Origin of the sequence: Haliscomenobacter sp., assembly GCF_041740695.1 — a bacterium.
Lineage (GTDB): Bacteria > Bacteroidota > Bacteroidia > Chitinophagales > Saprospiraceae > Haliscomenobacter.
This window is the reverse complement of the sequence record NZ_JBGSLK010000070.1, coordinates 41,997-64,029: the sequence shown is the minus strand read 5'-3', so window position 1 is coordinate 64,029 and position 22,033 is coordinate 41,997. Positions and strand designations below refer to the sequence as shown.

Sequence of the window (22,033 nt, the reverse complement as noted above, 5' to 3'; positions counted from 1 at the left end):
CCCAATACGGTTTCGAAGATTTGGCCCAAGTTCATCCGTGAAGGTACCCCGAGTGGGTTCAACACGATGTCAACGGGTGTTCCATCTTCGAGGAAAGGCATGTCTTCAGCCCGAACGATACGGGATACGATACCTTTGTTACCGTGGCGTCCAGCAAGTTTGTCACCCACTTTCAGCTTGCGCTTTTTGGCCATGTATACTTTAGCCAGCTTGAGTACACCCGCTGGAAGCTCGTCACCAATGCTCACGTTGAATTTCTCGCGCTTGTAGCGGCCAATTTCTTCGTTGAGTTTGATGCTGTAGTTGTGCAACAAACGGGCAACAAATTCATTGGATTTCGGCTCATCGGTCCAGTTGGTATAGTCTACAGAGGTGTAATCCAGGTCACGCAGGGTGTCCTGGGTAAATTTCACTCCTTTGGCCAGCAGGTTATCACCATAAATGGTACGGATACCTTGTGAAGTTTTGTCTTTCAACAAAAGCATCAATTTGTCCACCAAAATGGTCAACAACTCGTTGGTCGCGACTTTGTGCTGATCATCCAGTTTGGACAGTACGTCTTTCTCCTGGTTTTTCTGCACTTTATCTTTTTTCGCACGGGCGAAAAGTTGCTTGTCGATGATCACACCCGTAGTAGAGGGGGGCGCCTTCAAGGAAGCGTCTTTCACGTCGCCGGCTTTGTCACCGAAGATGGCACGCAGAAGTTTTTCTTCCGGAGTAGGATCGGATTCCCCTTTTGGTGTGATTTTCCCAATCAGAATGTCGCCTTCCTTGACCCAGGCACCGATGCGGATGACCCCGTTTTCGTCCAGGTCTTTGGTGGCTTCTTCACTCACGTTCGGGATATCGTTGGTCAGTTCTTCTTCGCCCAACTTGGTGTCGCGTACGTCGATTTCAAAGTGCTCGATGTGTACCGAAGTAAAGATGTCTTCTCGTACTACGCGCTCAGAAATTACGATGGCGTCCTCAAAGTTGTATCCTTTCCAGGGCATGAAGGCTACCTTCATGTTTTGGCCCAAAGCCAATTCACCCTTTTCAGTTGCGTAACCATCACAAAGGATTTGTCCTTTTTCAACGCGGTCGCCTTTGCGTACAATGGGGCGCAGGTTGATACAGGTACCCTGATTGGTACGGGTAAACTTGATGAGGTTGTATTTCTTCAAGTTGTCTTCGAAAGAAATTAGTTGCTCTTCGGGTGTGCGGTCGTAACGAACGTGGATTTCAGTAGCATCCACATATTCGATCATCCCTTCACCTTCAGCGTTAATGAGCATGCGGGAGTCACGGGCAACTTTCCCTTCCAAACCAGTACCTACTACTGGTGAGTGTGGACGAATCAGTGGCACTGCCTGACGTTGCATGTTCGAGCCCATCAAGGCGCGGTTGGCGTCGTCGTTTTCCAAGAAAGGAATCATGGAAGCAGATACCCCAACGATTTGGTTGGGCGCTACGTCCATGTAGTCGATCTCGTCGGGAGTCAACACTGGGAAATCACCGTGCTCACGACACTTCACACGATCGTTGACAAAACTACCATCATTGTTCAGCAAGGCGTTGGCCTGGGCAATCCGCATTTTGTCTTCCCCTTCTGCTGACAAGTACAATGGTTGTTCCACTTTTTCCACCAAACCTTCAATTACTTTCCGGTAAGGGGTTTCAAGGAAGCCCATTTTATTGATCTTGGCATGTACGCACAAGGTAGAGATCAAACCGATGTTTGGTCCTTCCGGGGTTTCGATGGTACACAAACGGCCGTAGTGGGAGTAGTGTACGTCACGAACCTCGAAACCAGCGCGCTCACGGGACAAACCACCTGGCCCGAGTGCAGAAATACGCCGCTTGTGCGTGATTTCAGACAGTGGGTTGGTTTGATCCAGGAACTGTGACAATTGGCTGGTTCCAAAAAAGGAGTTAATTACCGATGACAGGGTACGTGCATTGATCAGATCAACGGGGGTAAATACCTCGTTGTCGCGCACGTTCATCCGTTCCCGAATGGTACGGGCCATCCGCGCCAGACCTACACCAAACTGAGCATACAATTGCTCACCTACGGTGCGTACCCGGCGGTTTTCCAGGTGATCGATGTCGTCGATTTCCGCCATTTGGTTCATTAAGGTCACCAAGAACCGAACGATGGAGATGATGTCTTCTTTGGTCAACACCAATACCTCTTCCGAGATATCCAACTGCAGTTTCTTGTTGATCTTGTAGCGCCCTACTTCACCCAGGTTGTAACGTTTATCAGAGAAGAACAACTTCTCGATGATGCCACGCGCCGTTTCTTCATCGGGGGGATCAGTACCGCGCAACTGGCGATAGATGTATTGTACCGCTTCCAGTTCAGAACTGGTCGGGTCCTTTTGCAAGGTATTATAGATAATGGAGTAATCCTGTTCGATGTCTTCTTTTTGCAGGATGACCGTAGCCACCGATGCATCCAGGATTGCTTCAATATTGTCTTCGTCCAAAATGGTATCGCGCTCCAGAATGATCTCATTCCGTTCGATGGTTACCACTTCACCCGTATCTTCGTCTACAAAGTCTTCGGTCCAGCTGCGCAATACACGAGCAGCCAATTTACGGCCGATGCTTTTTTCGAGCGCCTCACGGGTAGCAGTTACTTCGTCGGCCAGGTCAAAGATATCCAAGATAGCTTTGTCGGTGTCGTAACCGATGGCACGCAACAGCGTAGTGACCGGGAATTTCTTCTTCCGGTCGATGTACGCATACATTACGGTGTTGATGTCGGTAGCAAATTCCATCCAGGCACCTTTAAAAGGGATAACCCGGGCAGAATAAATTTTGGTACCGTTGGGGTGTACACTTTGACCAAAAAATACCCCTGGTGAACGGTGGAGCTGTGATACGATCACACGCTCGGCACCATTGATCATAAAAGTACCTTTGGGCGTCATGTACGGAATGTTCCCCAGGAACACATCTTGTACAATGGTTTGGAAGTCGACGTGTTCCTCATCGTTACAGGACAAGCGCAGTTTAGCCTTAAGCGGGACGCTATAGGTCAGACCACGTTGCATACATTCTTCAATGCTGTAACGGGGAGGGTCGATGAAATAATCCAGAAACTCGAGTACGAAGATGTTTCTCGCATCCGTGATTGGGAAATTTTCCTGAAACACCTTGTATAATCCTTCGTTCATCCGGTTTTCGGGAGTTGTTTCCAGTTGGAAAAACTCTTGAAAGGACTTCAGCTGAATTTCAAGGAAATCAGGATAAGGAGTGGGAAATTTAGTTTTGCTGAAGGTAATACGCTTCGCTTCAGCCGATTGTGCTTTACCATTGAATATCATCTGCGCAACAAGTTTGTTGTTGATGGTAAAAGCCCCAAGCCTTTATAGCCGAGGGGTACAAAATAGTCAAGTCAAACTATGTAGTGGTTTTCCTGACTAGTAAATGAAACCAATGTTAAAAAAGTTTCATTTTTTCGCATAAAAATCACAAAATGTACAATACAAAGTATATGGCAATGGGCTTAGGAAACAACCAAGGTCGATTTCCTAAGCCCTGGTGCTTCAAAAAATCATTTTTGAAGCACTGCCCATTCCAAAAGCTATACTAGTAAAAGTCAATGTAACTAATTGCTTTTGGCTTGCGCAAGGAGAAATTATTTAATTTCTACCTGAGCGCCAGCTTCTGTTAACTTAGCTTTCAAAGACTCAGCTTCGTCTTTAGAAATTCCAGTCTTCAGTGGTTGTGGAGCACCGTCAACCAAGTCTTTTGCTTCTTTCAAGCCAAGACCCAAGAGGTTTTTCACTTCTTTAACCACGTTCAGTTTGTTGGCACCACCAGACTGAAGGATAACGTCGAATTCGGTTTGTTCAACAGCAGCAGGAGCAGCATCAGCAGAAGCTGGGCCAGCAACCATTGCTACAGCAGCAGCAGCAGGCTCAATGCCGTAATCGTCCTTCAGGATACCAGCCAGTTCCTGAACATCTTTAACCGTCAAATTTACAAGCGTTTCCGCAAGAGCTTTCAAATCAGCCATTGTTATGTCTTTTAAAAAAGTGGTTTGAAAATGGTATATAATGAGCGGTTAGCTTGGAAGCCTTAACCGTGTGCAACCCACAAACATTCTTGTGGGTTTGCTGAGGTACGGGAATGTCCCACGAATGAATTCGTGGGTTGGACCCCGTATTCCCTCCCATGGATAAATCCATAGGTTGGGATTACGCTTGGCGCTCTTCGAGAGCCTTGACCAATCCGGCGATGGTAGAACCACCAGATTGCAGGGCACTGACGAGGTTTTTTGCAGGTGATTGAAGCAGACCAATCAATTCGCCCAACAAATCTTGCTTGGACTTGAGTTTGGTCAATGCATCCAATTGATCATCGCCGATGAACACCGCAGAATCCACATAAGCAGCTTTCAACAACGGGCGGTCACTACCTGAACGACGATAGTCTTTCAGCATTTTAGCAACCGAGTTGGCAGGTGCATCGGGATCATTGGAGAACAAAATGGCGGTAGGACCATGGAGTGCTTCAAAAATGCTAGCGTAATTTTTCTCAGCAGGAGTGCCCTCCAGTGCTTTCTTCACCAAGGTGTTCTTTATGACTTGCATAGAGACACCATTTTCGAAGCAAAGCTTTCTGAATTTGTTGACATTGGTTACCGACATGGTAGAAGCATCAGCAAGGTAGAAATAGTTATTTTCTCCAAACTGCTCCTTCAACTCTTCGATAGTTACTGTCTTTTCAGCCTTATTCATTTGACTCCTGTTTTTAAACTTAGCGAATCACTTTGGGATCAATCTTCACACCTGGACTCATCGTAGTAGCAAGGGTAATACTTTTCATGTAAGTGCCCTTAGCAGTTGAAGGCTTCATACGTTGTAGTGTATTCAGCAATTCATTGATGTTCTCGATCAATTGGGTAGGGTCAAAAGACACCCGACCAACTGAAGCGTGAATGATACCCGTCTTGTCAACGCGGAAGGAAATCTTACCCTTCTTTACTTCGGAAACTGCTTCCCCGATGTTGGTGGTTACCGTACCAGTTTTAGGGTTGGGCATCAAGCCACGAGGGCCGAGGATACGGGCAACTTTACCCAACGCAGCCATGGTTTGTGGCATTGCGATGATTACGTCGACATCCGTCCAACCTTCCTGAACCTTTTGGATCAGGTCTTCCAAACCTACGTAATCTGCACCTGCTGCTTTTGCTTCTTCGGCTTTTTCCGGAGTACAAAATACAGCTACACGTTTGGTTTTACCCGTACCGTGTGGCAGACCTACGGTGCCACGGAGTGCTTGATCCGGTTTACGTGGATCGACACCCAGGCGTACGTGAATGTCAACCGAAGCATCAAACTTGGTCAAGTTCACGTCTTTCATTAGAGCAGTTCCTTCTTCCAGAGTATACAGCTTATTGCGGTCTACTTTGGCATTGACAGCGGCTCTTTTCTTTCCAACTTTTGCCATGTCAAAAAAGATTTAAGGTCAACGTCGGTTACTGCATTCAGCCGCCGACTCCCTTTTGAAGAAATAAGATTATGCCTCCACTTCTGCACCGCCCCAAGGAGGAGTGCCTGAGATGTTCAGCCCCATACTGCGTGCCGTACCAGCTATCATTTTCATAGCAGATTCGATAGTGAAGCAGTTGAGGTCGGGCATTTTGTCTTCAGCGATCGCTTTTACCTGATCCCAAGTTACGGTACCTACCTTTTTCCGATTGGATTCAGCAGAACCCTTTTGGGTTTTGGAGGCTTCCATGAGTTGGATAGCTGCCGGTGGCGTTTTGATCACGAATTCAAAGGACTTGTCCTTATAAACCGAGATCACCACCGGAAGTATCTTACCCATTTTATCCTGGGTAGCGGCATTGAAGCGCTTGCAAAACTCCATGATGTTCACCCCTTTGGAACCGAGTGCCGGACCGATGGGGGGAGCTGGGTTTGCCTGACCGCCTTTGACCTGAAGTTTGATGAAAACTTCTACTTCCTTTGCCATTTTAGTAAATAATTTTACCGCTGAGTAAAGCTGTTGGATGGGAAGCGTTTCATTCCGGCTCACATTCCGGAGGAACAACAACAACGATACTTTTTACGCGATATATTGAAAATCAATCTGTAATGGTGACCCTTCGTGGTCACCATTTTGCAATGGTCAACCACAAACGTTCAACCACATAGGGTTGAACCTACGAGGTTTTTTCCACCTGCATGAAGCCCAATTCGACTTCGGTGCCCCGGCCAAAGATTTTTACAATCACCTTCAGCTTTTTCTTCTCCTCGTTCACTTCCTGAATATCGCCAATGAATTCGCTGAATGGTCCATCCACAATTTTGATGGTTTCACCAACGATGAATGGTTCAATCAGGGACTCACCTGCAGCTTGAGATTCGTCCACTTTACCCAAGAGGCGATTGGCTTCGGCGTCTTTCATGGGTTCAGGCGTGTTTTTGCCCAAAAAATGAATGACATTGGGTACATTGGCAATTACTTGTACAACTTCCCCACTCAGTTTTCCAGCCACTGCTTCCACAAGCAAGTAGCCGGGTAAAATGTTGCGCTCAGAAATTACTTTTTTACCGTTGCGGATCTTGTAGACCTTTTCGGTAGGTACGACGACCGACGAGATAAATGAATTCCATTCATTGCGCAGAATTTCAGCATCAATGCGCTCTTTGATTTTGCGCTCTTTGCCGCTGATCACCCTTAATGAGTACCATTTTTTATCTTCAGACATCGATCTCTACCAATTTATTCGACAAACCTGTAAACAAGTTTAATCATTAAACAAACGCCAAAAGGCACTCGACAGGACTGAACTGTCGAATGCCTTACGGCACTTCATTTTATTTAGATTCCGTAGATGAGGTCCAATGTAAACTTGGAAACCACGTCCATCAGAAACACAATTGTTGCCAAGAGCAATACTGCAACCACAACGGCTACTGCATTTGCCTGTAAATTTGCCCAAGTTGGCCAGGATACGTTTTTGACTAGTTCCTGGTAGCTTTCTCTTAAGTAAAGTTGAATCTTTTCCATGTGTGTGGTTTATACTTACCCTCAGATTCTGACTCCGCACGAATGTACCACGAATAAATTCGTGGGTTAGCCACTATTTTTCCCACCCACGAATAAATCCATGGGTTGGTTTGGAGTATTTCCCGCCTACGGCTAAAGCCATAGGTTGGGAGAAATGGCACGGGCAGAAGGATTTGAACCCTCGGCCTACGGTTTTGGAGACCGTCGCTCTACCAGCTGAGCTATGCCCGTGTGTGGTATGGTATCGAAAAGTTAAGCACCTCACCGCTGGTGAGATGCTTACTTTTCCATATTATATCGTGATTGTAGAGAAATTTCTCTACGCATCCGTTACAAGTATTAATGCCTTCAAGAGAACAGTCCTGGGATGTCAGGTCAACAACACCCACGCAGAGATGTTTAGTTTAACACCCGCGAGGGGTGTGACTACTACTTGAGGATTTCAGTAACCTGACCTGCACCTACGGTACGGCCACCTTCACGAATCGCAAAACGAAGACCCTTTTCCATAGCGATAGGGCTCAACAGTTTCACATTCAAGGTTACGTTGTCACCAGGCATTACCATTTCTACTCCATCAGGAAGCGTACAGTCGCCAGTTACGTCCGTGGTACGGAAGTAGAACTGTGGGCGGTAGCCTTTGAAAAATGGAGTGTGACGGCCACCTTCCTCTTTGCTCAGTACATACACTTCACACTTGAATTCAACGTGAGGTTTAACTGAGTTAGGAGCGCAAATAACCATACCACGACGGATGGCTTCTTTGTCGATACCACGGAGCAGGATACCAGCATTGTCACCAGCTTCACCACGGTCGAGGATCTTGCGGAACATTTCCACACCTGTAACCGTAGAAACCAATGGTTTCTCACCTTCTTTCTGCATACCGATGATCTCAACCGATTCACCTACTTTGATGATACCACGTTCGATACGACCTGTAGCTACTGTACCACGACCAGTGATAGAGAACACGTCTTCGATAGGCATCAAGAAAGGCTTATCAGTCAAACGGATTGGTTCTGGGATTTGTGCATCTACTGCGTCCATCAGATCCATGATGCGTTGAACGTAAACTGGATCCCCTTCCAGCGCTTTCAGAGCAGAACCTTGGATAACTGCAGCATTGTCACCATCAAACTGATAAGTGTCCAACAACTCGCGAACTTCCATTTCTACCAGTTCCAACATTTCGGGGTCATCAACAAGGTCAACCTTATTCATGAACACAACAATTGCAGGAACACCTACCTGGCGAGCCAAAAGGATGTGCTCGCGCGTTTGTGGCATTGGACCGTCAGTTGCAGCACAAACCAAAATTGCACCGTCCATCTGAGCAGCACCCGTTACCATGTTCTTAACGTAGTCGGCGTGACCCGGACAGTCTACGTGAGCATAGTGGCGCTTTTCAGTTTCGTATTCAACGTGCGCTGTATTGATCGTGATACCTCTTTCCTTTTCTTCTGGAGCAGCGTCGATTGAGTCGTAATCTTTTTTCTCTGCTAGACCCTTAGAAGCGAGAACAGTAGTAATTGCAGCCGTAAGCGTCGTTTTGCCGTGGTCAACGTGGCCGATTGTGCCGATGTTTACGTGAGGCTTATTTCTTTCGAATGTTCCCTTAGCCATCAGTATAGAATTTTTGGATGTAAATTATGAAACAAAAAGCATCTATGACCTGGAGCCAATGAAGGGATTTGAACCCTTGACCCCTTCCTTACCATGGAAGTGCTCTACCCCTGAGCTACATCGGCTTGTATGTCTTTTCTCTTGTTCGTTCCCACGACTAAAGTCATGGGTTGTCTTGTGTATGTCCTCCCACAGTTAAAAACATGGGGTGGGTTTACACATTCCCTCCCACGGATAACCCACGATTTGAATCGTGGGATCGAGCGGGTTGGATGGAGCGGAAGACGAGACTCGAACCCGCGACCCTCAGCTTGGAAGGCTGATGCTCTACCAACTGAGCTACTTCCGCTTGTATGACAAAAATTGTGGGGGTGGATGGATTCGAACCAACTCAGTCAAAGACACCAGATTTACAGTCTGGCCCGCCTCTCCACCTGCGGCGCACCCCCTTGGAGACTCAAAGCAAAAGCTTTAAGATTGATTTGAACTAACCCACGAATGAATTCATGGGATGGAGCCAGCAGAGGGACTCGAACCCCCGACCAGCTGATTACAAATCAGCTGCTCTACCAACTGAGCTATGCTGGCCTAGCTTTGGTTTTGAATCAAAAGAATACGTGAAAAATCAGTTGGTAGATGATTTATCGGAAAATGTAATCAGTTTGACTAAAAGCCAGATTTTACAAGGTTTTTCAACTTGTTCAAATCAATTATTTTTGTCGAAAATGTCAAGTTTTGTAAGCATTTCGGCGTCTTTTTCCGAAAGCGATTGCAAAGATAGTGCCTCTCCAAGAAATATCAAATTTTTGCGCAATTTTTTTTCTTTGATTTTCCTTTTCTAGAAGCGTGGCGCAAATATAGGGTAAGGTTGTTGATATTTTCAAAGGTTCTGACTAAAAAGTTTAACGGGTTTAACCAACTGCAGGTGAATTTAGTTCCTGCGGTGTTGATTAAACCCGTTTCGCCGTTGGGGCAACCCTAGGTGGTTGCCCTTAGTTCGGCAACCATGCGAACCTTACGGTTCCCATAATATCGGCAACCACATAGGGTTGCCGCTACGTATTTTTTTCTTTGTATTTGATGATTTGTCGTTTGAGGGAATCAACTGCTTGTTCTACGGCGGATTCAAAGGTTTTGCTGCCTACCTTGGCAATGAGGGTTTCGCCCGGCACATTGATGCGCACTTCTGCGATTTTTTCTCTGACCTGTCCGGTGTTTTCCAGTTTAAGCACCACCCGAGCATTGATGATGCGGTCGAAAAACTGGTCGATTTTGCTCAATTTTTTCTCGATAAAGTCTAGCAACTTGCTGTCAACTTTGAACTGTACTGCTTCAGTGTACACAACCATAATTCAAGATTTAAAGGGTTAGACAATAAAGATGAATTCTTCATCCTCCGAAATGGCGGGCTTTATTGCGCGCCAGATTTGGGATGAGCTTGCTGGTAAATTTTTTTTAGTCGCTCAATAGAATGGTGAGTGTAAATTTGAGTAGCGGCCAAACTTGAATGGCCCAGCAACTCTTTTATTGCATTCAGATCAGCGCCGTGATCCGATAAGTGAGTAGCAAAAGAATGCCGCAACACGTGTGGGCTGCGTTTTTCCTGAGTGGTGATGGTACTCAGGGAGTCCTTCACAATGCGATAGATGAGTTTGGCGTAAGCGGCTTTTCCATCTTTGGTCAGCAGGAGAGCCAACTCTGGGGTATTTGGAAAAGTCTGCTGACGCAAATCCAGGTACTGCCGCAAGAGTGTTGCCGTAGCATGGGAAATGGGGATCAGACGTTCCTTGTTTCCTTTTCCCAATACCTTAATGGTAAAGGCACTTAAATTCAGGTCACTGACCTTGAGGTTCACAAGCTCTCCACGGCGCATACCGGTAAGGTAGCACAACTCTACAACCAATTGATTGCGCAGTTTTTCGTAATCATCGGCAGGGTCTATCGCATTGAGCATTTGTTCCAGGTATTGTTCTGGAACCACGCTAGGTAGTCTTTTTCCCAACTTGGGTAAACTCACCTGTAACATTGGCGAGCGTGTAATCACTTGCTCCCGCTGCAAAAAGCGGAAATAAGACTTGAGGGTAGACAACTTGCGCCGAATAGAAGAAGCAGAATACTTTTGCTCCATTAAGGAGACAGCCCAGGACCGGATGTGGATGTGTTGGATAATCGCAGGTTCGACGATTTCGTATTGGCTTCGCAAAAAAACACTAAATTGCTCCAAATCAACCTTATAGGCATCAGTGGTATGCACGGAAAAGCGTTTTTCGTACTGTAAATACTTCAGGAATCCTTCTACTATCATTCGTTTAGGTTGTCATCGATTCTCTTAGCGTAGTATTGGGGCAAAAATAAGTGTTCATTTTTTTATTGCCCCGTAGAATCGAACAGTATTCATCAAGGCCACTGATTTGATCCACTGATTTGAATTAAATATAAAAAATTAAGTGGAGAAAGTCAAGGATCGACTTAACTTTGGCTTAACATTACAAATGGTCATTTTAGCTAAATCCCTGATAAATTGCCGATTAATTTGCTTAATGATCTTTCGATTTTTTTAGAAAATTTTTATGGCTCAGCAAAAAAGAGACAATCATTTCATCAAAGGGGCGGTTTACCCTGGTGGGCAAAAAGCCATGCTGCTTTTTATTCAAAACAACTTGCAATATCCCTCTGAAGCGATTGCGGCAAAAATAGAAGGAACGGTAAGAATTCGATTTAGCATTGACCACTTGGGGAAGGTGTTCAAAAGCCAGGTCATTGCCAGTTTAGGGCACGGTTGTGACGAAGAGGCCATCAGATTGGTACAATTGTTGCAGTTTGAAGTATCCAAAGCTTATAAATTAAAAGTGCAACACCACCGAACTTTGAATATCCACTTTAAACTGCAGGTGAATCAGGATATGTCAACAGAGGCTCCTCCCCTACCCGCTCCACTGTCGATTCAGTATACTATAAGTGGTGCAACTTCTTCAGAATCACCAACACCTGATACAAACTCATCCAACCAAGGTTACCATTATACCATTCAGTTGAAACCTTAAAATGCAGAAAGGCCACCCTTTTGCAAGAGTGGCCTTTCACGTTGTATTAAAACTTAGATCAGTCCGTCTGCAGATTAGTACCCCGGATTCTGAGCCAAGTTCTTATTAGTATCCGTTTCCCGTTGTGGAATGGGCAATACCAGAAGGTTGTCACCAAAAGGTTTGGTGCCTACACTAGCCCGGGTGCGTTTGATGTCATCCAGATAATTGCCTTCGAATGCCAATTCGAGGTGGCGTTCTTTCAGAATCGCAGCCAGAGTTGCAGTGCCCAAGGCAGCCAAACCAGCTCTGGTGCGCGTTCTATTCACGTCAGCCAGTGGTGCAGCACCTACGGATGTACCCAAACGTTGGTTACATTCTGCGCGAGTCAGGTACATTTCAGCCGTACGTACGACTGGAACATCACCAAATCGGTCTAAAAATTTGCGGGTAAAAATGCGATTACTTGCCGTGGTTGTGAACGTTTTACGCACATCACCAGCTTCAAACAAATCAGTAAATTTGGTTTGTATACGAACGTCACCACGCCCTTGGAACGTTGCTGGCGCGAAATAGGTATTCATGCTATTGGTACCATCCTGATCCGATACGGCGATGCGGAAGATGATTTCATTGCTCGCCCCACCGGTAGCAAAAACATCTGCAAAGCTAGCGGCCAATCCACGTGCTCCAGATTGGATGACTTTGTTGGCAGCATCACGTGCCAGCGCATAGTTGCCTTGCATCAGGTATACCCGCGACAACATTGCAGATGCCGCATCACGTGTAGCAAGGGTAGCATTGTCACCCGCCTTAGTAGCAGGCAGCAAACTTTCTGCTTTGGTCAAGTCTTCGATAACTTGTGCGTAAATGGCTTGAACACTCGCTCTTGAGCGGTAATCCGCATCGGTAATAACCCGGGTAGGGGTAATTACCAATGGCACCCCTGGATTGGCGTTGTTGTCGCCATCGCCCCAGGTTTTACCCCACAATTTAACCAGCTCGAAGTACAAAACCCCACGGATAAAGCGAGCTTCTGCTTCAACCTGCCCACGATCGGCTGCATCCAAGATACTCAAGGCAGACAACACGTTATTGGCCCGGTTGATGGCAGCATAAGCATCTCTCCAGGTTGCGTAGGTTTGGGTATTGCCGGGTGTAACGGCTTTCCGCCAGATTTCATCATGAGTGGAGAACGTACCACCAAATACAAATTCGCGGTCATCACCAAGAAATTCATTGGTGTATTGAAAACCACCACCATAAACGTCTCCATCCCCCAAACCGTCGTAAGCACCGGTCAGGGTCACTTTTACATCCTGAGGTGTGGCCAAGGCCAGGTTTTCGTCGATGGTCTGCGTAGGCGCAACATCCAATTTGCTGTCGCAAGCCGAAGCCCCCAAAAGGATCAGGGCAAACGGCGCTATATGTTTGAGCATTTTAAGCATTTTCATTTTTTTAAAGGTTAAAAACATTTTGCGCTGTTCCGGGAATTAGAACCCGATGTTAAAGCCAGCCAGGATGGTTCTGGGCTGAGGAGCAGTGTAAAAGTCATAACCTTGTGCAATGTTGGTTACAATGTCATCGGCGTTAACTTCTGGGTCCCAACCGATGTAGTTGGTCCAGGTAAGCAAGTTTTGTCCTGTTACAAATACCCGCAAGCTTTGGATTTTGGCCTTGCTGGTGAGTGATTTGGGGAAATTGTAGGACAAAGTTGCGTTGCGCAAACGTACAAAAGAACCATCCTGAATAAAGCGGCTGGAAGGCTGAGCACCATTGTTGTAGAACAAACGTGCTTCTGGAATATTGGTATTGGTATTCTGAGCCGTCCAGGCATTCAGCTGATCCACGGTTTGGTTGTCTTCAAAACGAGCGTTCGCAGAAGAGAAACGACCTACCCCGTAGAAGTTGAGTTCGTTGCCGATTACAGCACTGAATAATACCGACAGTTCAAGACCTTTGTAGCTGAAGGTATTTGTTACGCCACCGATCCAATCGGGCAGCGGGCTACCTACTACTACCCGGGTTGCCTGGCTGTAAGTGCTGGTTGTTTCACGGTTGCCTTCAGTGGCATTTTTGTACCAAAGGGCGTTACCATTGGCGGGATCAACACCAGCGTATTCGGCAGTGAAGTAAGTACCCAATGGCTGTCCTTCTACGGCGCGGCTCATGTTGTTCAAACCAGCTTCGATGATCTGACCTTGCAGGTCGGTGATCTCGTTTTTGTTGGCTGCAAAGTTCAAGCTGGTTCTCCAGCGGAAAGCACCGCTTACTACATCGGTGTTCAATACTACTTCTATCCCCTGGTTGGTCAATTTACCAACGTTACGGAATTGAGTGGCAAAACCTGTAGTTGCCGGAATGTTTACATTCAACAACAGACCGGTGGTGCTTTTGCTGTAAAAATCGATTTCCCCGGTGATGCGATCCTTGAACAAACCAAAGTCGATACCTGCATCGAACTGATCGGTAGTTTCCCAGCTCAAATCAGGGTTGCCCAACTGCGAAGGACGCTGACCAGGAGCACCATCGTAACCAGCATCACCCTGGAACAGCCCCAACTGTGGGAAGTTGCCAATTTCTGCGTTACCGGTACGGCCATAGCTGGCCCGCACCTTCAGGAAGCTGATGGCCTTGTTGTTGTTCAAGAAGCCTTCTTCGGAAACAATCCAGCCCAAAGAAGCGGCTGGGAAAAAACCGTAGCGGCTTTCGTTACCAAAACGAGAAGAACCATCCGTACGTACACTTACACCTACGAGGTATTTATCGGCCAGTTTGAAGTTGGCACGTGCGAAATAAGACAAGAAACGGAAGTTGGTTTCGGTAGATTCACCGTCTGTTTTACGCGCAGCACTGGCAATCTGGCGATAGGCATCGGAAGGGAAATCCTGGCCTTCGATGAAGTTGGTCTTCTGCTGTGATTGCTGATAAGCCATACCAGCGGTCAGGTCCAGTTTGGTTTTACCGAATCCGGTATTGTAAGTAAAGTAGTTGTTCGTGTTGTAGTTTTCAACCCGGGTGAACAGGTTTTGCCCCAACCCCAGTGGTGCACCAAAGTTGCGCTGGGTCTTGCTGTTGTAGTACAACTCTTCCTGCTGGTCTAATAGGTCCAATGCGAACTCGGAACGGAAAGTCAACCCATCCAGGATGCTGATTTGGGCATACACGCTGCTCAGGTTGCGGTTGGTATTGGTGTTGTAGTAAGCGTTACCAAGGTTGATCAGCGGGTTGTAGTACACTGGAATGCTGATGTCGCCCGGAGGAGTACCTACTGGCAAGCCAGTATCTGGATCGGTTGCCGGAGTCATCGGAGGCAGCGCCACGATCTGCATAGGGTTGTCAAACTGGCGGTCACCAGAAATACGTTCGTTGAACGAACGGCTCAAGCTCGTGTTGAACCCTACCTTCAGCCACTTGTAAGCCTGGTGATCAACGTTGATCCGACCAGTGATACGATTGAGTGCATTGCCAATCAAAATACCTTTTTGATCAAACCACTGGCCTGACATGTAAAAGGTAGTTTTTTCGTTGCCACCTGAAATGTTCAAGTCATGTTGCTGCATCGGTGCGTCCTGGTAGGCAAGTTCCCCCCAGTTGGTGTCTTCTGCTTTATCCGTGCCAAAGGTTCCCAAACTTTGTGTGTTAAAGAAATCTTCCATATACGCAGTATACGAATCTGGATCAGAAGCAGCGAGTCCCTCGATGCGGTCAGATGCAGCTGCAGCCTGACGATACAATTTCAGGTACTGCTCGGTATTCAGGAATTCCAATTGACGGGCAGGATTGCTCTCGCCATACTGGAAGCCATAATTGACACTGGTGCGACCGGTTTTACCACGCTTGGTAGTTACCAGCACTACGCCGTTGGCCGCACGCGCACCATAGATGGCCGCAGCGGAAGCGTCTTTCAGGATTTCGATGGATGCAATGTCTTGAGGATTGATGTCGGTAAGCGCGTTGGTAGCTCCACCAAACGCACCCAAATCACCGGTTGTAGCCGGGATCCCATCGATCACAATCAAGGGCTCGTTGGAAGCGGATACTGACGACTGGCCACGTACCCGAATTTGTACGGCCTGACCTAGTTTACCGTTGCCGGCGGTGATTTGCACCCCGGCAGCTTTACCTTGCATGGCTTGGTCAAAGCTGGTTACGGGCATGTCCTTGATGTCTTCGGTGCGGATTTTGGCGATATTACCCGTCAATTCGCGCTTGATGGCCGTACCATAACCCGTTACCAGTACTTCGGTAAGGTCGATACCCGGCTGCATGGGAATGGTGATGTCGGTTTGGTTGTTGACGGCTACTTCTGAGGTGGAAAACCCTGTGTAAGAGACTACTAATGTCGCGTCGCCAGGCGCACTGAGCTTGAATTTTCCATCAATGTCGGATACAGTCCCGTTGGTTGTACCTTTTACCATTACGCTGGCGCCAATCAGTGCTTCGCCGTCCCGGTCGGTTACTTTTCCGCTGATGGTGAGTTGTCCGAAGGCAACCGTTGCTCCGCAGAGCATCAGCAGTAAAGCTAGTAAGTGTTGTTTCATACCAATGAATTTGATTTTATTGAATGTCAAAAAAATATACAGTCAGGTTAACACCTGGTATAGACATCGTGTTTAGAGCAGTATTGTTCAAGGGATAAAAAAAACGTTGCAAGTTAGTCGCTGGAAACTGATAAACGTTTGGATCTGACTTAGGGCTGCCTGTGCATATTGACGCTGATGTACATCTGCAATTTGGCAGACAAATGATAAAACATTACAAAAATAGAAATGGAGCGCTTAAAAGCACTCCATTTCACAATTATTTAACAAAAGAATGTTAATTCGCTACATTCGCCTGATGAAGAAAAGGAGAAGAATAAAAAGCTCCACCTGTAATGTTCGCACCAGTATTGGCGGCATTATAGGATTTTCCATTGGTCAACTTCATCGTACCTCTCACTTCGAAACGATCCGTTGCCGTAAGATCAGCGTCGGTAAGCCCTAACTTATCCTGCATTTCTTTACCAGTGATGGTAATGGTTGCGCGAGGATAACCTGTAGTTGCATCCTTGGTGTAAGCAGATGCAGGGATCGACTTGAGTGCAACATCCGGCTTGCTGCTGGTTCCACCAGTCCGGTCAACAAAACGCACCACCAAATCATAAGAAGCAAAGAGTGCTCCTGAATTGGGTGTGACCGCCTCAGCTACAAACTCAATTTTGGTGCCAGCCAAGTTGGCTTTGCTTACCGTAAAAGCGGTCACTGGAAAAGGAGTAACCTGGCGCATATAGCCACCCTGTTCAAAACTGAACTCATCTATCTTCTCGACGATTTCCGTTTCGCAGGATGAAAAAGCCAGCACAGAAAACAACAAACCAATTTTTATAATGCTTTTCATGTTTACATTCGTTTTATCAGGTTGATAAATGAAATACCAGGCCCTTAAATTTACTTGATGAAATTGTTAGCCGGATTTGTATCCCAGAATACCTGTACCGTACTATTGGTCTTTTGCACCGCATTTTTATTTCTAACAATGTAGTCTAATGGGTAGTAAAAAGAACGTACAAATGGACCTACATTTGGATCCAATCCAGGCTGCTGGTTGGCTGGTTTACCCGTTCTGCGGTATAGGTTATAAGCCTCAATTCCGTTGCCGTGCAAGGCCAACCAATATTCGGTGGCGATGATGTTTAGTTTTGCATCGTCGCTGGCAGCAGCATCATAATCGGCTAGTACCTTATCCACATATTTGGTTACTTCGGTGGCCCAAACAAACCCTTTGCTCGTTTCGAAAGCATTGAGTTTGCTCGCTTCACTGGTTCCCAGCGCCAAACTGCGTACATCCGCCATTGATTTTTCGATCGCAGATTTTAACAAAGCTTTTGGATCTCCACTGGTTTTAAGCACCAATGCCGATTCAGCCAACATAAAATCAACGAAAGAGCGCATCATGATGGGGTGAATCCCTGCACCACCGGCACCAGCATTCAAAGAAACCCCTCTGCCTGCGTCATCATCGTACAAACCGCCCGCAGGATAAAGCCCCCAGGCTGTACGCAACAAGCCATCGGGTGGAATACCCTCATTGCTCAGGTGGTCACGGCCCCAGTAACCCACGCTGGTAGGCAAGCAGAACACATCATTTTCCCCATAGTGACCTGGCTTTTGGTTGGTAATGCAGCGCAATTGGTTGACGTCAGTTGGGTTTTTGATGGTTTGGCGGTAGAAATAGTAGCGCATCCGAGGATCAGGGAAACCTTTGGAATTGTAAAGGGCGCCCATGTAGGAATTCGACTGGTAATCACCACCACCCGTTGGGCCGTATTGTCCACCGTAACGTGGATGACGGGTGTCCGGGTTGGTCAAGTTGGTTCCGTATTTGAAGGCAAAGTTTTGCGCAGTAGTGGATGGTAGTTTGTTTTCCGTTACCAGCGCATTGATTGCTGTAGTTGACCCCGCCTTATTGACCAAACGAAGCGTCAAATGGTGCTTCAATTTCAGGGCATTCACCAAACGAATCCAGCTATCAGTATTGCCACCGTAAAACAAATCCCCACTTGCTCCAGACTTGGACTTAGCAGCAAAATTTTCCGCAGCTTTGTTCAAATCAGCCAAGGCAGCAGCATATACATCTGCAGCTTTGTCCACTCCAGGGTTGAAATTACTGGGGTCGATGGCCTGAGAATAAGGAACATCGCCGTAGACGTCTACCAGGTTCATCAATATATTGGCACGAATGGTACGTGCAATCCCCGTATGTACGAACAATTCCCCTTTTTCGGCCAATGGTATTATTGCACTGATGTCGGCCAGCAAATTGGCATAGGCGGTATTCCAGAGTCCGTTGGTACCTCCAGGGGCAACGGCGTTGTCGTAAATGGCTGCACCCTGGTTCAACATCCGGGTCAGGCGCATGCCTGGATCGCTAAAATTGTTGAAACTTCCGGCAGAAGCTACTTCGATTTGATTGAGAATGAAGTTGATGTCGGCATTGTTGACGGTTACCGCGTTGGGGTTGTCCAGCAGATCGAGATCGCAGGAAGCAACCAACGTTACCGTCAATACCAGAAACAATATCTTGATATTACGTATCATCGCTTTGATTTTAAAAGACCAAATGTTAAACATTCAGTGTCAGATTAGAAGTTCAATTTCAAGGTACCCCCAATTCTTCTGGAGCTAGGTCCAGTCAGGAATTCAAAGCCCAAACCATTGCCTACACCCAAGCCCAGGTTGTCGGTATCGAAGTTCAAACCTTCAGGGAAATAAAGCGCCTTGTACCAAAGATTGCTTCCAGAGATGGCCAAAGAAATTCCTTTGAATGGCGTCTTCGAAATCACTTTCTGAGGAAGGCTGTACGTGAGCGATACTTCTTGCAATCTGATGGTTGAGGCGTCGTAGATACGACCTTCATCCCCAAAGAAATACAGGTTATTGAAGCCAACGTCCGAAGCTGTAACTTGAATGTCGTTGGGCGTTCCATCCGCTTTTACCCCTGGGAAGAGGAACGTTTGAGCACGGTCGTAACCATTGCTCAAGCCCGTATCTTCGGTCAAACCCCGACCCATCAGTGCGCCTGCTGTACTGCTGTACATGGCCCCACCGTGGCGGTAAGTGATCATGAAGTCAAGCGAAAAGCCTTTGTACGTAATGCCATTGATCAACCCTGTAGTAAAGGCAGGGTTTGGGTCGCCCAAAACAACGGGTGTCGCCGTAGCCTGGAGGTAACCTCCTGCATCAATCAGCAATTGTCCCTGGTCGTTGCGGCGGAAACCCGTCCCCTTGATAATGTTGAAGGGTTTGCCAACGATAGCGAAGTTACCCAAGCCAGCGAAGCCAGAAATTTGTACCTCTTGCAAAGTACCCCCCAGGTCAAGCACTTCAGGCGTGTTGCGGCTGAAGGTCAGCGTAACATCCCAGTTGAAATTCTTGGTTTTAACTGGCGTTCCAGTCACACTCAATTCGATCCCCTGGTTGCGAATTTTACCAATATTGATGGTTGTATTCGTATAACCGGTAGCGGGATCAAGTGGTGCGCTGGTGATCAAATTACGGGTATCTCTGCGGTAAGCAGTTACATCAAAGCCCAAGCGGTTGTTGAACATTTTTCCTTCGATCCCAAATTCGAATTCGGTATGCAACTCAGGCTTCAAATTTGGGTTACCGAGGTTATTGTTGACCGAATGGCTCTGGATCGCGCCACCAGCGGTGTTCAACCAGGCTCTGGCGCCCTGATTCAGGATGTTCCGGGTTTGATACGGGTTGGGGAATCCAGCCGAAGTACCAACACCTGCACGGAGTTTCAAGAAGTTGAAGAATCCACCATCCAGGCCCGCAAAAGCAGAAGTAGGGATGAAAGATAAACTGGCCGATGGATAAAAAATCCGGCGGTTTTCAGGTTCAACGGTTGAAGTCCAGTCGTTTCTTCCCGCAAAGTTCAGGTAGAGGAAGTTGCTGTAATCAATGGTCACTTCCCCAAAAATACCCATCCGGGTTTGCTCCTCGACACCATCACTACCAACATTGTCGATAAAGTTGCTGTGGCGGAACAAGTTACGGGCCAACTGGTTTTGACTGCTTACGCCATCCGATAGAAGCACATCATTGCGTAAGTTACCCCCCAATCTGGCGGCTATGGTCAATTTCTCAAAAACGGGTTTCGAGTAGGACAAGATCACCGAGTTGTCCCAGATGGTGTTGGTGAGGTTCCGGGTAAAATAAGCTCCCGTTGGGAATTGTACCCCACCCTTGTTTAGCTGGAACTCCTGGTCTTCTGAGTAGGTGTCCAAACCCACTTTGTACAACAAATTGAAATCTTTGGCAATTTCAAAATTGAAGGTGGTTGCCGAGAAAATCCGGTTGACCACCCCGGTAGTTTTGTAGTTTTCCAATACCCAGCGTGGGTTAGGAATGTCGTTGCCAGCCCGGAAATAAACCGAAGCTCCCGTCACCGGATCCGCATAAGGCCAATTCATTAAATCGACCTGACGTGGGGTGTACAATACGTTGGCTAACACGGAAGGAAAGTCGTTCGCATTGTTTCCGGTACCAGAGCTCAGTGGTGGAGAGTACTGATCCGTATTGGCAAAAGTAAAGGAGGTCACCACCGAGAGTTTTTTGCTCAACTTGGCGTTGATGCCCACGCCCAGGTTGAGTTTTTTCAAACCGTTCCCAGGAATGTAACCTTCTTCATTGACGTAGCCGCCCGACACGTTGTAGCTCATGTTTTCACTTCCGCCAGAAACGTTCAAAGAGGTATTGTAAATTTTCCCGGTGCGGAAGAAGTCTTTTACATTATTAGGAGCCACCTGTATTTTGTAAGGGCTCACCGAGGCTACGTAATCTGCCTGACCTGCCCGCAGCGCGGCATTGGACAAGAGTGCATAAGGGTGGTTGGTTAGGGATGACGAGGTATTCTGAGAGGGATAGATCAGAGCCTCATTGAGCGTTGGGCCCCAGTTGCTGAAAAACTGGCCAATGTTCTGCTGGAAACCACCCACATAGTCGTTTTGGTACCGAGGTAAGTGCGCGGTGTTGGTAAACATCGATTGCGTAACGCTAAACTCGGCTTTACGCGATTTTTTACTTCCACTTTTTGTCGTCACCAGGATTACCCCGTTACGACCCTGGTCACCATAAGTAACCGTTGCCGCCAAACCCTTCAATACACTGATGCTTTCAATGTTGTTGGGGTCGAGGTCCAAAAAGCGACTAGAAGCCGATTGTCCCCCACCGGTGAACCCGCCCCGAGAGTTCGTAGCAGAGTTGAAAGGAACGCCGTCAACTACGAACAATGGTTGTACAGAACCCGTAATCGAAGAATAACCCCGAATGGTGATGTTGGTTCCGGTACCAGTTACCCCGGAAGTAGAAGTAACGTTTACACCTGGTACTTTGCCCTGGAGAACCCGACCTACATCTGCTTGTGGGCGATCTTTGAGGTCTTCTTCACCTACCGTAGAAACCGCGTAACCCAAGGCTTTTTTCTCCCGACGGATACCTTGTGCAGTTACAACCACTTCACCCAATTGAGATGCGCTTTCTTCCAGCATTACATCGATGATGTTGGAAGTTCCAAGCGTGATTTCTTGGGAAGCATAACCCGTGTAACTCACCACTAGGGTGGTTGCACCATCAGGAGCGTTTAAGGAGTAGGTCCCATCTACATCCGTTACGCTACCACTGCTGGTTCCTTTCACAAGGATACTGGCACCGATGAGCGGGCCGCCACTTTTGTCCGTCACTTTGCCAGTGATAGCCCTTTGTGCTACAGCTGATGCCATAGCAAAGACTACCAGCGCAAGCGCTAGTAAGTGTTTTTTCATACTAATCCGATTTTATCTGTTTTAGAAACTAATCCTTAGCCAAAATTAAGCGAATGTT

At 47.1% G+C, this 22,033-nt stretch carries 16 protein-coding genes and 5 tRNA genes; 1 reads left to right on the top strand and 20 read right to left on the bottom strand.

What is annotated here, in order from left to right:
- From rpoB to ACEW9O_RS14785, 15 genes are all read right to left on the bottom strand, one after another.
- The coding region (gene rpoB, locus ACEW9O_RS14855) for a DNA-directed RNA polymerase subunit beta (protein WP_373550957.1) at positions 1 to 3,314 on the bottom strand (3,314 nt) is incomplete at its 3' end.
- 314 nt (positions 3,315 to 3,628) lie between these two features.
- Positions 3,629 to 4,009, bottom strand: a complete 381-nt coding sequence (gene rplL, locus ACEW9O_RS14850) for a 50S ribosomal protein L7/L12 (RefSeq protein ID WP_373550956.1) — start codon at positions 4,007 to 4,009, stop codon at positions 3,629 to 3,631.
- Between the two features lie 181 nt (positions 4,010 to 4,190).
- Positions 4,191 to 4,733: a 50S ribosomal protein L10 gene (gene rplJ, locus ACEW9O_RS14845; protein WP_373550955.1), complete on the bottom strand. Its 543-nt coding sequence runs from the start codon at positions 4,731 to 4,733 to the stop codon at positions 4,191 to 4,193.
- Positions 4,734 to 4,752: 19 nt separating this feature from the next.
- Positions 4,753 to 5,445 (bottom strand): 50S ribosomal protein L1, encoded by a 693-nt coding sequence (rplA, locus tag ACEW9O_RS14840; protein WP_373550954.1) that lies wholly within the window; start codon positions 5,443 to 5,445, stop codon positions 4,753 to 4,755.
- Between the two features lie 69 nt (positions 5,446 to 5,514).
- Positions 5,515 to 5,973: a 50S ribosomal protein L11 gene (rplK, locus tag ACEW9O_RS14835; RefSeq protein WP_373550953.1), complete on the bottom strand. Its 459-nt coding sequence runs from the start codon at positions 5,971 to 5,973 to the stop codon at positions 5,515 to 5,517.
- Between the two features lie 190 nt (positions 5,974 to 6,163).
- Positions 6,164 to 6,712, bottom strand: coding sequence for a transcription termination/antitermination protein NusG (gene nusG / locus ACEW9O_RS14830; RefSeq protein WP_373550952.1), 549 nt, complete (start codon positions 6,710 to 6,712; stop codon positions 6,164 to 6,166).
- A 113-nt stretch (positions 6,713 to 6,825) separates the two neighbouring features.
- The gene (gene secE / locus ACEW9O_RS14825; RefSeq protein ID WP_373550951.1) at positions 6,826 to 7,014 is read right to left on the bottom strand and encodes a preprotein translocase subunit SecE; all 189 of its coding nucleotides are present in this window, start codon (positions 7,012 to 7,014) and stop codon (positions 6,826 to 6,828) included.
- A gap of 155 nt (positions 7,015 to 7,169) precedes the next feature.
- Positions 7,170 to 7,245: transfer RNA gene (locus tag ACEW9O_RS14820), tRNA-Trp, on the bottom strand.
- Between the two features lie 198 nt (positions 7,246 to 7,443).
- Positions 7,444 to 8,640, bottom strand: coding sequence for an elongation factor Tu (gene tuf, locus ACEW9O_RS14815; protein WP_373550950.1), 1,197 nt, complete (start codon positions 8,638 to 8,640; stop codon positions 7,444 to 7,446).
- A gap of 50 nt (positions 8,641 to 8,690) precedes the next feature.
- Positions 8,691 to 8,765 (bottom strand) — tRNA-Thr (locus ACEW9O_RS14810).
- Positions 8,766 to 8,913: 148 nt separating this feature from the next.
- Positions 8,914 to 8,989, bottom strand: a tRNA-Gly gene (locus ACEW9O_RS14805).
- A gap of 17 nt (positions 8,990 to 9,006) precedes the next feature.
- Positions 9,007 to 9,089, bottom strand: a tRNA-Tyr gene (locus tag ACEW9O_RS14800).
- Between the two features lie 63 nt (positions 9,090 to 9,152).
- A tRNA-Thr gene (locus ACEW9O_RS14795) sits at positions 9,153 to 9,228 on the bottom strand.
- A 467-nt stretch (positions 9,229 to 9,695) separates the two neighbouring features.
- Positions 9,696 to 9,989: a ribosome hibernation-promoting factor, HPF/YfiA family gene (gene hpf, locus ACEW9O_RS14790; protein WP_373550949.1), complete on the bottom strand. Its 294-nt coding sequence runs from the start codon at positions 9,987 to 9,989 to the stop codon at positions 9,696 to 9,698.
- Positions 9,990 to 10,051: 62 nt separating this feature from the next.
- Entirely contained in the window at positions 10,052 to 10,945 is an 894-nt protein-coding gene (locus ACEW9O_RS14785; RefSeq protein ID WP_373550948.1) for a tyrosine-type recombinase/integrase, read from the bottom strand.
- A 265-nt stretch (positions 10,946 to 11,210) separates the two neighbouring features.
- Here ACEW9O_RS14785 and ACEW9O_RS14780 point away from each other — a divergent pair, with 265 nt between their 5' ends.
- Positions 11,211 to 11,684, top strand: a complete 474-nt coding sequence (locus ACEW9O_RS14780) for an energy transducer TonB (protein ID WP_373550947.1) — start codon at positions 11,211 to 11,213, stop codon at positions 11,682 to 11,684.
- Positions 11,685 to 11,758: 74 nt separating this feature from the next.
- Here ACEW9O_RS14780 and ACEW9O_RS14775 read toward each other — a convergent pair whose 3' ends face one another.
- The 5 genes from ACEW9O_RS14775 to ACEW9O_RS14755 all read right to left on the bottom strand — a co-directional run bounded on the left by ACEW9O_RS14775 (position 11,759) and on the right by ACEW9O_RS14755 (position 21,975).
- Positions 11,759 to 13,102, bottom strand: a complete 1,344-nt coding sequence (locus ACEW9O_RS14775) for a RagB/SusD family nutrient uptake outer membrane protein (protein ID WP_373550946.1) — start codon at positions 13,100 to 13,102, stop codon at positions 11,759 to 11,761.
- Positions 13,103 to 13,156: 54 nt separating this feature from the next.
- Complete coding sequence (locus ACEW9O_RS14770; protein WP_373550945.1) at positions 13,157 to 16,207, bottom strand: SusC/RagA family TonB-linked outer membrane protein; 3,051 nt, start codon at positions 16,205 to 16,207, stop codon at positions 13,157 to 13,159.
- Between the two features lie 277 nt (positions 16,208 to 16,484).
- Positions 16,485 to 17,045, bottom strand: coding sequence for a hypothetical protein (locus ACEW9O_RS14765; RefSeq protein ID WP_373550944.1), 561 nt, complete (start codon positions 17,043 to 17,045; stop codon positions 16,485 to 16,487).
- Between the two features lie 50 nt (positions 17,046 to 17,095).
- On the bottom strand, positions 17,096 to 18,745 hold the full coding sequence (locus ACEW9O_RS14760; RefSeq protein WP_373550943.1) for a SusD/RagB family nutrient-binding outer membrane lipoprotein: 1,650 nt from the start codon (positions 18,743 to 18,745) through the stop codon (positions 17,096 to 17,098).
- A gap of 44 nt (positions 18,746 to 18,789) precedes the next feature.
- Positions 18,790 to 21,975 (bottom strand): SusC/RagA family TonB-linked outer membrane protein, encoded by a 3,186-nt coding sequence (locus ACEW9O_RS14755; RefSeq protein WP_373550942.1) that lies wholly within the window; start codon positions 21,973 to 21,975, stop codon positions 18,790 to 18,792.
- Positions 21,976 to 22,033: the final 58 nt, after the last annotated feature.